We start from the raw sequence: 13,554 nt of genomic DNA, 5'->3' as shown, positions 1-13,554 counted from the left end.
ACACCATCGTCCGGTTTCGGTTCCCGCCCCGGTTCTGTGAACGGGGCCCAGCCACCGAAAAACGGTCGTCGCGCCATGTACTACGCAGCGTAGACCAACTCGTGGGAACTTTTTCGGTTGGGGTGTGAACGCGCGTCGTTTTCCGCGCGTCGCGGCCCGCACGGCCCGCGAACCTCCTGCTCGGCTCCGGCCGACGGGTTGGTCTTCCGCGGATACGGCATACTCGTCAGGCAGCCCGGGTATCCATCCCGGCCCCCGTCATCCGCGTCGAAAGAGGCTTTTCTGGTGTGTGGTTTGCTCGGTCTTCTGTCCGCCGACGGTACGGCCGCCGACGCCGTCGAGCTGGTGGCCGACGCTTCGCATTGCATGCGCCACCGCGGCCCGGACGAACCGGGCACCTGGAACGACACCGATCTGGTGTTCGGGTTCAATCGGCTGTCCATCATCGACATCGATCACTCACACCAGCCGCTGCGCTGGGGCCCGACCGACAATCCGGAACGGTACGCACTGGTCTTCAACGGAGAGATCTACAACTATCTCGAGTTGCGCGAGCAACTGGCCCGCGAGAAGGGCGCGCAGTTCGCCACGCAGGGCGACGGTGAAGCCATCGTCGCGGCGTTCCACCACTGGGGTCCCGAGTCGGTACGCCGCCTGCGCGGGATGTTCGCCTTCGCGATCTGGGACACCGAGACACGCAACCTGTTCCTGGCCCGCGACCGGTTCGGCATCAAGCCGATGTTCATCGCGACGGGCCCGGGCGGCACCGCATTCGGCAGTGAGAAGAAGAGCCTGCTGGAGCTGATCGGCCACCTCGGGCTGTCGGAGGAACTCGACGTGCGCGCGCTCGAGCACTACGTCGAGTTGCAGTACGTACCCGAGCCCGAGACGCTGCACAGCTCGATCCGCCGACTCGAATCGGGCTCGTACGCAACGGTCCGTCCGGGGCAGCCACCGGCGATGCGCCGCTACTTCGACCCCCAGTTCACGGTGCGCCCGTTCACCGACGCCGACCGGCAGAAACGCTACGACGAGATCGCCGAGGTGCTCTCCGATTCGGTGGCCAAGCACATGCGCGCCGACGTCACCGTGGGCTCGTTTCTCTCCGGCGGCATCGACTCGACAGCGATCGCCGCACTGGCCATCCGGCACAATCCGGACCTGATCACCTTCACCACCGGCTTCGAACGCGAGGGCTACTCCGAGATCGATGTGGCCGTCGAATCGGCGGAGGCGATCGGTGCCCGCCACATCGTCAAGGTGGTCAGTCCCGAGGAGTACATCGCCGCGATTCCCGAGATCATCTGGTATCTCGACGACCCGGTGGCCGACCCGTCGCTCGTCCCGCTGTACTTCGTCGCGAAGGAAGCGCGCAAGCACGTCAAGGTGGTGCTCTCCGGCGAGGGGGCCGACGAACTGTTCGGCGGCTACACCATCTACAAGGAACCGCTCTCGTTGTCGGCGTTCGACCGGCTACCCGGTTCGGCGCGCCGCCTCGCCGGCAAGATGTCCGACCGAATCCCGGAGGGCACCCGCGGCAAGAGCCTGCTGCACCGCGGTTCGATGACACTCGAGGAGCGCTACTACGGCAACGCGCGCAGCTTCGACGAGGCACGGCTCGCCGCGGTGCTGCGTAAGTACCGGCCCGAGTGGACACACACCGACGTCACCGCGCCGATCTACGCGATGAGCAAGGGCTGGGACCCGGTGGCCCGCATGCAGCACATCGACCTGTTCACCTGGTTGCGCGGCGACATCCTGGTCAAGGCCGACAAGATGACGATGGCCAACTCACTCGAACTGCGGGTGCCGTTCCTGGACCCGGAGGTGTTCGCGATCGCCGAACAACTCCCCTACGACGAGAAGATCTCGCACGGCACCACCAAATATGCGCTGCGCAAGGCACTCGAGCAGATCGTCCCACCGCACGTGCTGCATCGGAAGAAGCTCGGCTTCCCGGTTCCCATCCGGCACTGGCTGGCCGGCGGGGAGATGTACGAGTGGGCGCGCACCACGATCACCTCGTCGCAGACCGACCACCTGTTGAACAAGCCGATGATCCTCGGCATGCTCGACGAGCATCGGGCCGGGACGGTGGACAACAGCCGCCGCCTGTGGACGGTGCTGATGTTCATGGTGTGGCACGCGATCTTCGTCGAACGCTCGCTGGAACCGAAGATCACCGACCACAGCTACCCCGTCCGGCTGTAACCGCCGGTCCTAGAGGGCTTCGGCGATCTCCTTGGCCGCCTCGGCGCCGTAGGCCCCTTCGATGCGCGCGATCGCGGTGTCGAGGTCCCAGGTCCAGTCCTGTGTCGACACCGTCTCGAGAACCAGCACCGCCACCATCGAACCCACCTGCGCGGCCCGCTCGAAGCCGAGTCCCTTGGACAGCGACGAGAGGAAACCGGCGCGGAATCCGTCGCCCACGCCGGTGGGGTCGACCTTCTCGGTTTCGGGCACCACCGCGACGTGCGTACGGGTGCCGTCCCGGTCGACCACCTCGACGCCGCCCGAACCCAGGGTGGTGATCCGGACCCCGATGAGTTCGGACACCTGCGCTTCTGAGAGCCCCGTCTTCTGCCGCAGCAGGCCCCACTCGTATTCGTTGGTGAACAGATAGGCCGCGCCGTCGATGAGCTCACGCGCCTGCTCCCCGTCGAGCCGGGCGAGTTGCTGCGACGGATCGGCGGCGAACCGGACGCCGAGTCGGCGGCACGTCCTGGTGTGGCTCAGCATGGCGGCGGGGTCGTCGGCGCCGATCAGGACGAGGTCGGTGTCGCCCACTCGATTGAGCACGCCGGCAAGGTCGATGTCGCGTGCCTCGCTCATCGCCCCGGCATAGAACGTGGCCAGCTGTGCCATCGTCTCGTCGGTGGTGCACATGAATCGCGCTGTGTGGTGTACGTCGGAGACCTGCACGGCGCTGCAATCCACGCCGTGGGCCTCGAGCCATTGCCGGTAGTCGTGGAAATCCGATCCCACCGCGCCGACGAGGACCGGCGAACCGCCGAGCTCACCCATCGCGTAGGCGATGTTGCCGCCGACCCCGCCGCGCCGGATCACCAGGTCTTCTACGAGGAAGCTCAGCGAGATGTGATCGAGCTGGTCACCGAGGATCTGCTCGGAGAACTTGCCCGGGAACTTCATCAGATGATCGGTTGCGATGGAGCCACAGACGACGATTGTCACGGCGACGACCTCTCGGGGTGCAGTGATGAACACAACATGAACGGCACCCACACGCTACCCAACCGTGCGTGGCGGCCGATGGGGGGCACACGACAATCGACCGCACCCCGGCGTCGGGGTGCGGTCGATGTGGAGGTGCGGTCGATCAGTTGAAGGAGTCGCCGCAGGCGCAGCTGCCGGTCGCATTCGGGTTGTCGATGGTGAAACCCTGCTTCTCGATGGTGTCGACGAAGTCGATCGTGGCGCCCTGCACATAAGGGGCACTCATCCGGTCGACCGCGAGGGTGACACCGGCGAACTCTGCGGTCACGTCGCCGTCGAGGCTGCGATCGTCGAAGAACAGCTGGTAGCGCAGGCCCGCGCAACCGCCGGGCTGCACCGCGATACGCAGCGAGAGGTCGTCACGCCCCTCCTGGTCGAGCAGTGCCTTGGCCTTGGCCGCAGCTGCGTCGGTGAGGATGACACCGGTGGTGGTGGCGGTGCCGGATTCGTTCTGCACGGTCATCGATGCTCCTTGTGTCGGTGTCCAGGCTCTTGAGAAGAGGATTTCGGTGTCGAGGATCTGGATGTCGGGTTCCGGTGTCCGGATTTCGTCATCAACGGTACTCCCCGTCGCGCTATTCCCGCGCGAACCGCCCGGCGGCCTGCGCGGCCAGCAGGGTCAGTTGATGGTCGGCGTCATTCATCGCCACCTCGACCGAACCCGCGATCTCCACGATCGAGTACGCCGCGGCGATCCCCGCGGCCTCGATCTCGGCGGCGGGCAAGGTCACCTGTCCGGCGAACACCACGGTGGGTATGCCGGCCGCCGACGCGGTGGCGGTGAGCGCCGACACAACCTTGCCCCGCAGGGTCTGGGAGTCGAACTTGCCTTCGCCGGTCACCACGAGGTCGGCACGGCTCACCTCGGCGACCTGATCGGTGGCGTCGGCCACGACCGTCGCACCCGACACGCGGTGCCCGCCGAGTGCCAGCAGGGCTGCCCCCAGGCCGCCCGCGGCACCCGCCCCCGGTTCGGCGCTCACGTCGTTGCCCGACATCCCGGCCAGGACGCGCGACCACTGCGTCAGCCGCTCCTCGAGCACACCCACCGTGTCCGGATCCGCGCCCTTCTGCGGACCGAACACCGACGCTGCGCCGAGGGGCCCGAGGAGCGGATTCTCCACGTCCGACGCGGCCACCACCGCGATCCCCGCCATCCGTCGTGTCGCCTGGTCGGGGCCGCCGAGGGCGTCGATCATGCCGCGTCCTCCGTCGGTGGTGGCGCTGCCGCCCAGGCCCACCACCACCTCGGCCACACCGGCGCGCACGGCGGCATCGACGAGTTGACCCACGCCGTAGGTGTCGGCGGCCAGCGACGTCCGGCGCGTGGGACCGCCACCGAGTTGATGTAGGCCGCACGCCTGCGCGCATTCGATGTACCCGACGAGGTGCGCGGGATCGCGGTCGTCGAGCAGCCACTGCGCCGACACCGATGCGCCGAGCGGCCCGGAGACGGTCTCGGTGATCGTGCGACCGAACCGGGTGGCGAGCACATCCACAAACCCCGGTCCGCCATCGGATTGCGGGGCGCGCACGAGGTCGTCTGCGGGACGGACACCACCCCAGCCGCGGGCGATCGCATCGGCGGCCTGCACCGCGGTGAGGGTATTGCCGAAGGAGTCCGGCGCGATCAGGATGCGCATGCCGGGAGTATAGGGAGGTCGGGGAACCCCGGCAGCGCGGATCACCTACCCTCGTGGATGTGAAGTTGCCATGGAAGAAGGACGACGACTCGGCCGTCGAAAGCGCGGTGTCCACGCAGGACTCCGCACACACCGAGGCCGACGAGGCAACCGAGTCGAAGGGCAGTGCGTACACCCCCGGCAAGGGTCGGCCGACGCCGACACGACGTGAGGCACAGGGCCGTCGACGCGGCCCGGTGGCGCCGCCGCCCACCACCCGCGCCGAGGCGCGCGCCCGCAAGAAGGAACTCAAGACCTCGCTGAGCAGGGAGGACCGGCGCAAGGCCGCCGACGATCGAAAGGCGCAGCGCCTCGAGCAGCGCGAGCGCATGATGGCCGGCGACGAACGGTATCTGATGCCACGGGACAAGGGGCCGGTGCGGCGCTATACCCGCGACCTCGTGGACTCCCGTCGCAATTTCGCGGGACTGTTCATGCCGTTCGCGATCCTGCTGATCGTGGTGATGTTCCTGCCCAGCATCCAGGCGTTGTCGACGTATGTGCTGCTCGTGTTCGTCCTGTTCATGGCGATCGACGGCGTGATCCTCGGGCGCATGGTGAATCGACGTGTGGCCGAACGATTCCCGGACTCCACCGACACCGGCTTCCGTCTGGGCTGGTACGCCTTCACGCGCGCGATGCAGCTGCGCATGATGCGGGCGCCCAAGCCGCAGGTGTCCCCCGGCGACGCGGTCTGACGCGAGGATGACCACGAGGGGCACCCGCACGCTGGTGCTCGGGGGCGTGCGGTCGGGCAAATCCGCGGTCGGCGAATCGCTGTTGGCGGCTCACGACGCGGTGCGCTACCTGGCGACCGGTCCGACGTTGACCTCCGACGCGGACTGGGTGGCGCGCGTCGACGCCCACAAACGCCGGCGCGACTCCCGTTACACCACCGTCGAAACCACCGAACTGACCGCGGCGCTGCGCGATGCGCCAGCCACCCCCACGCTGATCGATGACCTGGGCAACTGGCTCGCGGCACGGCTCGACGCCTCGAACGGCTGGGCCGGCGGTGACGGGGGCGCCGACATCGGCGATCTGTGCGCGGCCGTCGACTCATTCGAGTCCGACCTCGTGCTGATCAGCCCCGAGGTGGGACTCTCGCCGGTGCCGCCGACCCCGGCGGGCCGGGTGTTCCAGGACCGGCTGGGGACGCTCAACGCCGCCGTCGCCGCCGTCTGCGATCGCGTGCTGCTGGTCGTGGCCGGCCGGGTCGTGGAGCTGCCGAACGTGCCCACAACCGCGTCGAGCGTGCCCACATCCGAGTCGAGCGTGCCCACAACCGCGTCGAGCGTGCCCACATCCCCGTCGAGCGTGTCCGCGGCGGCGGCGTTCGGGGTGACCGCCGGCCGCGTGGATCCCACCGACGCCGAGGTTTTCGACGCCATCGATCCGCCCGACGCACAGATCGCCGACGCCGCCCGAGACCGCCAGCGCTCGCTGACCAAACCCACCGGTTCGCTGGGCCGCGTCGAGGAATTGGGGGTGTGGATCTCGGCATGCCAAGGCGTCTGCCCGCCCCGGCCGATCGAGCAGCCGACCGTCGTGGTCTTCGCCGGCGACCACGGCGTGGCGGCCGACGGTGTTTCGGCCTACCCGCCGGAGGTCACCGCGCAGATGGTGGCGAACATCGCGACCGGTGGTGCGGCGGTCAATGTGCTGGCGCGCGCCGGCGGCGCGCTGGTTCGCGTCGTCGACATGGCCGTCGACGCCGACACCGCCCCGGAGATCTCCACATTCAAGGTGCGACGCGGCAGCCGCGACCTGAGGGTCGAGGATGCGTTGACCCTCGCCGAGACCCGCGAGGCTCTCGCCGCCGGCCGTGCGATCGTCGACGATCTCGTCGATTCCGGCGTGGATCTTCTGATCGCCGGCGATATGGGCATCGGCAACACCACGCCCGCCGCCGTCATCGTCGGCACGCTCACCCGGCACGAGCCGGTCGAGGTGGTGGGCCGTGGCACCGGCATCGATGACCTGGGCTGGATGCGCAAGACCGCCGCGATCCGCGACGGCATGCGACGTGGACGCGCCTACATCCACGATCCCCTCGCCCTGCTCGCCGCCGTCGGCGGCGCCGACATCGCGGCGATGACGGGATTCCTCGCCCAGGCCGCGGTGCGCCGCACGCCGGTGATCCTCGACGGCGTGGTGGTGACCGCCGCGGCGCTACTGGCCGCCGACCTCGCGCCTGGTGCGGCGCGGTGGTGGGTCGCCGGACACCGCTCGGTGGAACCGGCGCACTCCTTCGCACTCGAGCACCTCGACCTCGAACCCATCCTCGACCTCGGGATGCGGCTCGGCGAGGGCAGCGGAGCACTCATGGCGCTGCCCACGGTGACCTCGTCGGTGCACATCCTGCGCGGGATGGCGACATTCGGTGAGGCCGGTGTCAGCGAATCCGCCGATACCGAGTCGGCGACGCGCGGCGCGAGCGTCTGATCCGTCGTGACCGAGCGCGACCGCACGGGGCGCGTCGGCCCCGTCCGTGCCCTCGGCGGTGCGCTGTCGTGGCTCACCGTGATCCCGGTGCCCGCCCCGCACACGATCGACCGGCGCTTCGGCGGCGCCGTCATCACCGCGGTGCCGGTGGTCGGGGCGCTGCTCGGCGCCATCGCGGCCGCGTTCGCCTGGGCGCTGTCGCAGACCGCGCTCCCGCCGACACTGATCGGCGTGTTGACGGTGGCCGCGCTCGCGCTGCTGACCCGCGGCATGCATCTCGACGGCCTCGCCGACACCGCCGACGGTCTCGGCTGCTACGGATCGCCCGAACGGGTCGCGGACGTGATGCGCAGCGGCAGCACCGGGCCGTTCGGGGTGGCCACCGTCGTCGTCGTGATGCTGATCGAGGCCGCGGGTATCGCGGCTCTCGGCGAACAGCACCGGTGGGCCGAGATCGCCGTGGCCGTGCTGCTGGGACGGGTGGCGGTGATCGTCGCCTGTCGACGCCGACTCCGACCGGCTCATCCGGACGGATTCGGCGCCCTGGTCGCCGGAACACAATGGTGGTCGATATGGGTGTGGATCCCGATCGCGATCGTCTGTGCAGGGCTGGCGGGCGCCGCCGACAGCGGACCGGGCGGGTCCGTGCGGGCGGCGCTCACCGCGCTCGTCGTGCTGGGGTTCGCGTGGATGTTCACCCGACATTGCGCACGCCGGATGGGCGGCATCCCCGGTGACGTACTCGGGGCCGTCATCGAACTCGGCACGGCGATCGCCCTGGTTGGGCTGTTGATCTAGCCGGATCGTGGATCGAGTCGATCAGCCGTGCCACTCCTGCCCCTCGGCGCGGGCGTTGAGTTCATAGGCGATGGCGCCGTCGATGCTCTCCCGGATGATGTCGGCCTGACCCGCATGCCGCGCCACCTCGGTGATCAAGTGATCCAACACCCATCGCACGTTCCACGACTCGAGGTCCTTGGGAAACCACGGCGCGTCGGGCACCGGCACCCGGGCGTCGAGATCGAACACCGCGATCCGCGCCGGAAGCGATGTCACCAACCGGTCGTACACCGCGACCACGTCGTCGAGACCGAGATCGGGTACCTCCGCCCCGCTGAAGTTCTCCACGGGCAGCCCCATCTGTGCGGTCAGCTCCGCGACCTGCTCAACGGTGCGCCGCGCCGGTGCGCTCTCCACGCTCGACATCCACATCTCCACGCACTGTGCGACGTGGGTCAGCAAACCCAGGATGGACAGTGCGCCCGCGGTCGGGGTCAGCCGCGACTGCGCGTCGTCGAGCCCGAGCGCGGTGGTCCGCAGTTGCTCGCATTGCTGCACCAGGAATCGGGTGAGGGCGTCGTGCTCGTCGGTGACGGTCGGTGCCAGAAATCCCATTGCTCTCTCCTCGGATCGGGGATCGGTCACGACGAGAATGACGGGTATCGCGGACACCTGCGGTCCCCGATACCCGCCTTCACGGGAAAGAAATTCTGGGCGGCTGCCGACACCGCCTCAGCGGTGATACAGCTCGGTCATCCAGCCATGGGTGTCGGCGAAGGTGCCGCGCTGAATCCCGGTGAGCGTGTCACGCAGCGCCTGGGTGACCTCACCGGTGGTCCCGTCGCCGATGGTGTAGTCCTCGGTCTCGCCCTTGACCCGGCCGACGGGGGTGATCACCGCGGCGGTGCCGCACGCGAACACCTCGGTGATGTCGCCGGAGGCGACGCCCTTGCGCAGTTCCTCCGTGCTGATCCGGCGCTCCTCCACCGAGAACCCCGCGTCGGTCGCCAGGGTGAGCAGCGACTCGCGAGTGATACCAGGCAGCAACGACCCGGTCAGTTCCGGCGTGACCAGTCGCGCGTCCGCGCCGGAACCGAACACGAAGAACAGGTTCATGCCGCCCATCTCCTCGATGAAACGACGTTCGACGGCATCGAGCCAGACCACCTGGTCACAGCCCTCGGCGGTGGCCTGGGCCTGCGCGAGGAACGCGGCCGCGTAGTTGCCGCCGCACTTGGCGGCCCCGGTGCCGCCGGGCGCGGCACGCACATACTCGGTGCTCAGCCACACACTCACCGGTTTGATCCCGCCGGAGAAATACGCCCCGGCCGGTGAGGCGATCACCGCGTACACGTATTGACCCGACGGCGCGTTGACACCGAGGCCGGCCTGCGAGGCGAACATGAAGGGCCGCAGATACAGCGACTCCTCACCGCCGGCATCGGGCACCCATTCGTTGTCGGCGTCGAGCAGCGCGCGTAGCGAGCCGATGAAGTCGTCCACCGGGAGCGGCGGCATCGCCAGTCGCTCCGCAGAGCGCTGCAATCGCAACGCGTTGGCCTCGGGCCGGAATGCCGCGATCGAGCCGTCGGGCTGCCGGTACGCCTTGAGTCCCTCGAAGACCTCTTGGCCGTAATGCAGCACCATCGCCGACGGGTCGAGCGCGATCGGACCGTAGGGCGTCACCTTCGCGTTGTGCCAGCCCCGGTCCACGTCGTAATCCACCAGCACCATGTTGTCGGTGAAGTACTTGCCGAAACCGGGGGCGGAGAGAATCTCCGCGCGCCGCGTCTCCGACACCGGATGCGGATGCTCGGTACGGGTGAACTGCAAGGTCATTGCGCAATGGTAGCGCCGCACCGCAATCGATTTCGAACCGCGGCGTACACCCCGACCGGCCCCTGCCCCGGGGTCACACGTGCGACTCGACGAACGGCGGGATCACCACCTCGCAGGTTAGTGCGCGTCCACGCACGTCGACCACCACCTCGGCGCCCTTCTTGATGCCCGACGCGGTGTCGATCAGCGCCAGCGCGATCCCCTGTTTGAGCGTCGGCGAGAAGGTCCCCGAGGTGCATTCCCCCACCTTCTCGCCACCGGGACCCGACAGCACGCTCAACCCCGCACGCGGCACGCCACGGCCGGTGGCGCGCAGCCCGTACAGCCGGCGGACGGGTCCGGCCTCTTTCTCGGCGCGCAGCGCGTCGCGACCGAAGAAGGCGGGTTTGTCCCATCCGACGGCCCAGCCGGTGCGCGCCTGATTCGGCGTGATGTCCGGGGACAGTTCATGCCCGTGCAGGGCGTATCCCATCTCGGTGCGCAGTGTGTCGCGCGCGCCGAGGCCCGCGGGTTGGCCACCGGCCGCACTCACCTGCGCGAGGAGAGCGTCGAACACCGGGCCGGCGTCGTCCCACCGCGGCAGGATCTCGTAGCCGCGTTCGCCGGTGTATCCGGTGCGGCACACCCGTACCGGATAGGCGGCGTCGCCGGCACGCAGTTCGGCGTCGGCGAAGGCCATGTATTCCATCTCGGTGGGCAACCCCACCGCCGCGAGCACGTCGGGACTCTTGGGGCCCTGTACTGCGAACACCGCGTAATCCCGATGCTGATCGGTGATCTCCACCCCGTCGGGTGCGACCGCGGCCAACGCCGCCACCACCGTGGCGGTGTTGGCCGCATTGGGCACCAGGAACACTTCGTCGTCGGCCACCAGGTAGGCGATCAGATCGTCGATCACACCGCCGGAGTCGTTGCAGCACAACGTGTATTGCGCCTTTCCGGGGCGGATCTTGCCGAGATCGTTGGTCAGTGTGGAGTTGACGAACGTCGCCGCGCCCGGCCCGGCGACGAGAGCTTTGCCGAGATGGCTGACGTCGAAGATGCCCACCGCCTCGCGCACCGCGGTGTGTTCGGCGACGGTGCCCGCGTAGGAGACGGGCATGCTCCATCCGCCGAACTCGGCGAACGTGGCTCCGAGGGCGCTGTGACGATCGGCGATGGGTCCGGCGAGCAGTTCGGTCATGGCGCTCAGGTTAGCGTCACGCCGCAAGCACGGGTCACCCCGCTTCAGCCTGCGACCATCCCCGGCGGGACTCGCGTCAGCCAGGTGATTCACCGGTCTCGCGCCTCACGGCACCCCGTATCCCTGAATCCCGCCTACGGTGCGCACGTCGAAATGGGCCAGCGTGACGCCCTGCGCCTCGGCACCCCCGACAGTGGTCACGGTGTCACCGTGGCGTGCGACGACGATGTTGGTGTGCTGGCGGAAGTGACTGGGTTGGTCGTAGAGCACGATGTCCCCGGGTTCGGGGGTGCGGGTCGGCGGACGCCACCGCCCGCTGGCATGCAGATAGTCGGTCAGCGTCGCCACACCGGGGATCCGCCACGACCCCGAATTCGGGTTGTCGAACGGCACTCCCGCCTTGCGCATCGTGGTGCTGACGAAGTCGGCGCACCACGACTCCTCGACACCGTCGGAATACGTAGTGCCGGGCGCGTTCTCGTCGTACTGGGCGTGCACGATGGCGACGATCCGCGCCCGTACCGGACTCAGCCCGGCGGTGTCGACGGCGGGAAAACGCGGTCGCGCCGATCCCAGGAAGGGCGTGCCCGCCGCACGGGTGAGCGTGCCGTCGGGGTCGGATGCCCGATGCACCGCAACCACCGCGCCCACCCCAACGACGATGGCCACCAGGATCGCCGCGCCGGCGACCCGGGGCCACCTCCGTCGGTTGTGCGACGCGCTGGTAGTGCTGGTCACCGCGTCAGCCTAGGTGCCACACCGGCGCCGGCCGACCGAACGGGGCAGCGATGTCGGTCCGCCAAATGACGTGGCAGAGTTGACCCGTGAGCAAGAACGAGAACGTCGACCGCACACGCGGCCCACAGACCCAATTGGCCTCTTCCCTCGACAAGGCGGATGACGCCCTGGTCATCGGCCTCATCTCCCCCGACCCCGACGCCGACGAGCCACCGACCCTCGTGGTGGGCGACGGCGTGCTCGACGACGCGCAGGCGTCGGCGATCACCACCGCGTTGACCGCACTCGGCGCCACCGGCAAGCACGGCGAGGTGACGTCGGTGCCCGCACCGCCGACCCTCGGCGTCGACGTCGTGGTCGCCGTCGGCGTGGGGTCCGCCGACGACCTCGACGACGACGAGAAGCTCCGACAGGCCGCCGGGGTCGTGTCTCGTGCGCTCGACGGGCACACGCAGGTCGCCACCACCCTCGCGACCGCTGCGATCGCGCCGGTGGCCGAGGGGTTCTTTCTCGGCTCGTACCGTTTCGACGAATTCCGCTCCGACAAGTCCCGGCCGAAGAAGACCCCACCGTCCACCGTTCGGCTCCTCGTCGAGGACACCGGCAAAGCGGCCGCCGCCGAACTCGACCACGCCGTCGCCGTCGCCGACGCGACCGCCATCGCCCGTGACTTCGTGAACACTCCGCCGAGCCACCTCTACCCGGCCGAGTTCGCCGAGCGTGCTCGGGCGTTGGGCAGCAAGGCCGGACTGAAGGTGGAGATCCTCGACGACGCGCAACTGGCCAAGGACGGCTACGGCGGCGTCATCGGCGTGGGACAGGGCAGTTCCCGCCCGCCCCGCCTGGTACGGCTGACCCACGCCGGCGCCAAGGGCGCCAAGAAGGTCGCTCTGGTGGGCAAGGGCATCACGTTCGACACCGGTGGCATCTCCATCAAGCCGGCCGCGAACATGGAGAACATGACCTCCGACATGGGAGGTGCCGCGGCGGTCATCGCCGCGACGATCCTCGCCGCGCGGCTGGGCCTCGACGTGTCGGTGACCGCAACGGTCCCGATGGCCGAGAACATGCCGTCGAGCACCGCGCAGCGGCCCGGCGACGTCCTCACCCAGTACGGCGGCACCACCGTCGAGGTGATCAACACCGACGCCGAGGGGCGTCTGGTACTCGCCGACGCCATCGTGCGCGCCTGCGAGGACGAGCCCGACTACCTCATCGACACCGCCACGCTCACCGGCGCGCAGATGGTGGCGCTGGGCAACCGCACCTCGGGTGTGATGGGGACCGACGACTTCCGCGACCGCGTGGCCGAACTCTCGGCAGAGGTCGGAGAGAACGCCTGGCCGATGCCGCTGCCGAGCGAGCTGCGCGCCGACCTCAAATCCCGTGTCGCCGACCTCGCCAACGTGGCACCGCACCGCTGGGGCGGCATGCTCGTCGCAGGGCTCTTCCTCAAGGACTTCGTGCCCGAGGGCGTGCAATGGGCCCACATCGACATCGCCGGACCGGCTTTCAACACCAGCGGCCCGTGGGGCTACACCCCCAAGGGTGGTACGGGCGTACCCGTCCGCACCATCGCCCGGGTTCTCGAGGACATCGGCGAGAACGGGTGAGCCGGTGACCCGCCGGTGAACCCACAGTGACCCTCGTGCC

Annotated in this window: 12 protein-coding genes; 5 read left to right on the top strand and 7 right to left on the bottom strand. The window is 69.0% G+C overall.

The window, feature by feature from the left end:
- Positions 1 to 285: 285 nt before the first annotated feature.
- Positions 286 to 2,211 carry an asparagine synthase (glutamine-hydrolyzing) gene (asnB, locus tag ACWDSI_RS11585; protein ID WP_449756618.1) on the top strand — a complete coding sequence of 642 codons (1,926 nt, stop codon included), beginning with the start codon at positions 286 to 288 and terminating at the stop codon, positions 2,209 to 2,211.
- A gap of 9 nt (positions 2,212 to 2,220) precedes the next feature.
- Here asnB and ACWDSI_RS11580 read toward each other — a convergent pair whose 3' ends face one another.
- From ACWDSI_RS11580 to ACWDSI_RS11570, 3 genes are all read right to left on the bottom strand, one after another.
- The gene (locus tag ACWDSI_RS11580) at positions 2,221 to 3,192 is read right to left on the bottom strand and encodes a carbohydrate kinase family protein (protein ID WP_449747169.1); all 972 of its coding nucleotides are present in this window, start codon (positions 3,190 to 3,192) and stop codon (positions 2,221 to 2,223) included.
- 145 nt (positions 3,193 to 3,337) lie between these two features.
- Entirely contained in the window at positions 3,338 to 3,697 is a 360-nt protein-coding gene (locus ACWDSI_RS11575; RefSeq protein ID WP_449756617.1) for a HesB/IscA family protein, read from the bottom strand.
- A gap of 112 nt (positions 3,698 to 3,809) precedes the next feature.
- A complete protein-coding gene (locus tag ACWDSI_RS11570; RefSeq protein ID WP_449747171.1) occupies positions 3,810 to 4,877 on the bottom strand; it encodes a glycerate kinase family protein in 1,068 nt (355 codons plus the stop codon).
- 59 nt (positions 4,878 to 4,936) lie between these two features.
- Between ACWDSI_RS11570 and ACWDSI_RS11565 the strand changes: the two genes are divergently transcribed.
- The 3 genes from ACWDSI_RS11565 to ACWDSI_RS11555 are packed head-to-tail and all read left to right on the top strand — an operon-like array spanning position 4,937 to position 8,159.
- Positions 4,937 to 5,614, top strand: coding sequence for a DUF3043 domain-containing protein (locus ACWDSI_RS11565; protein ID WP_449747172.1), 678 nt, complete (start codon positions 4,937 to 4,939; stop codon positions 5,612 to 5,614).
- A gap of 7 nt (positions 5,615 to 5,621) precedes the next feature.
- On the top strand, positions 5,622 to 7,361 hold the full coding sequence (gene cobT, locus ACWDSI_RS11560) for a nicotinate-nucleotide--dimethylbenzimidazole phosphoribosyltransferase (protein WP_449756616.1): 1,740 nt from the start codon (positions 5,622 to 5,624) through the stop codon (positions 7,359 to 7,361).
- Between the two features lie 6 nt (positions 7,362 to 7,367).
- Positions 7,368 to 8,159, top strand: a complete 792-nt coding sequence (locus tag ACWDSI_RS11555) for an adenosylcobinamide-GDP ribazoletransferase (RefSeq protein ID WP_449756615.1) — start codon at positions 7,368 to 7,370, stop codon at positions 8,157 to 8,159.
- Positions 8,160 to 8,180: 21 nt separating this feature from the next.
- Here ACWDSI_RS11555 and ACWDSI_RS11550 read toward each other — a convergent pair whose 3' ends face one another.
- The 4 genes from ACWDSI_RS11550 to ACWDSI_RS11535 form a co-directional block, all read right to left on the bottom strand.
- Complete coding sequence (locus ACWDSI_RS11550; protein ID WP_449756614.1) at positions 8,181 to 8,756, bottom strand: mycothiol transferase; 576 nt, start codon at positions 8,754 to 8,756, stop codon at positions 8,181 to 8,183.
- A 117-nt stretch (positions 8,757 to 8,873) separates the two neighbouring features.
- A complete protein-coding gene (locus ACWDSI_RS11545) occupies positions 8,874 to 9,980 on the bottom strand; it encodes a branched-chain amino acid aminotransferase (protein WP_449756613.1) in 1,107 nt (368 codons plus the stop codon).
- Between the two features lie 73 nt (positions 9,981 to 10,053).
- Entirely contained in the window at positions 10,054 to 11,163 is a 1,110-nt protein-coding gene (gcvT, locus tag ACWDSI_RS11540; protein WP_449756612.1) for a glycine cleavage system aminomethyltransferase GcvT, read from the bottom strand.
- A gap of 105 nt (positions 11,164 to 11,268) precedes the next feature.
- Positions 11,269 to 11,901: a CHAP domain-containing protein gene (locus ACWDSI_RS11535; protein ID WP_449756611.1), complete on the bottom strand. Its 633-nt coding sequence runs from the start codon at positions 11,899 to 11,901 to the stop codon at positions 11,269 to 11,271.
- Positions 11,902 to 11,987: 86 nt separating this feature from the next.
- Here ACWDSI_RS11535 and ACWDSI_RS11530 point away from each other — a divergent pair, with 86 nt between their 5' ends.
- Complete coding sequence (locus tag ACWDSI_RS11530) at positions 11,988 to 13,514, top strand: leucyl aminopeptidase (protein WP_449756610.1); 1,527 nt, start codon at positions 11,988 to 11,990, stop codon at positions 13,512 to 13,514.
- Positions 13,515 to 13,554 lie beyond the last annotated feature (40 nt).

Source organism: Gordonia sp. NPDC003429 (assembly GCF_053588575.1).
The sequence above is the reverse complement of the archived record's forward strand: the minus strand, read 5'-3'. Positions and strand labels throughout refer to the sequence as shown.

Coding starts and splice junctions, on each gene's coding strand:
- ACWDSI_RS11575 (WP_449756617.1), bottom strand. CDS start 3,697: ATGACCGTGCAGAACGAATCCGGCACCGCCACCACCACCGGTGTCATC.
- ACWDSI_RS11570 (WP_449747171.1), bottom strand. CDS start 4,877: ATGCGCATCCTGATCGCGCCGGACTCCTTCGGCAATACCCTCACCGCG.
- cobT (WP_449756616.1), top strand. CDS start 5,622: ATGACCACGAGGGGCACCCGCACGCTGGTGCTCGGGGGCGTGCGGTCG.
- ACWDSI_RS11550 (WP_449756614.1), bottom strand. CDS start 8,756: ATGGGATTTCTGGCACCGACCGTCACCGACGAGCACGACGCCCTCACC.
- ACWDSI_RS11545 (WP_449756613.1), bottom strand. CDS start 9,980: ATGACCTTGCAGTTCACCCGTACCGAGCATCCGCATCCGGTGTCGGAG.
- gcvT (WP_449756612.1), bottom strand. CDS start 11,163: ATGACCGAACTGCTCGCCGGACCCATCGCCGATCGTCACAGCGCCCTC.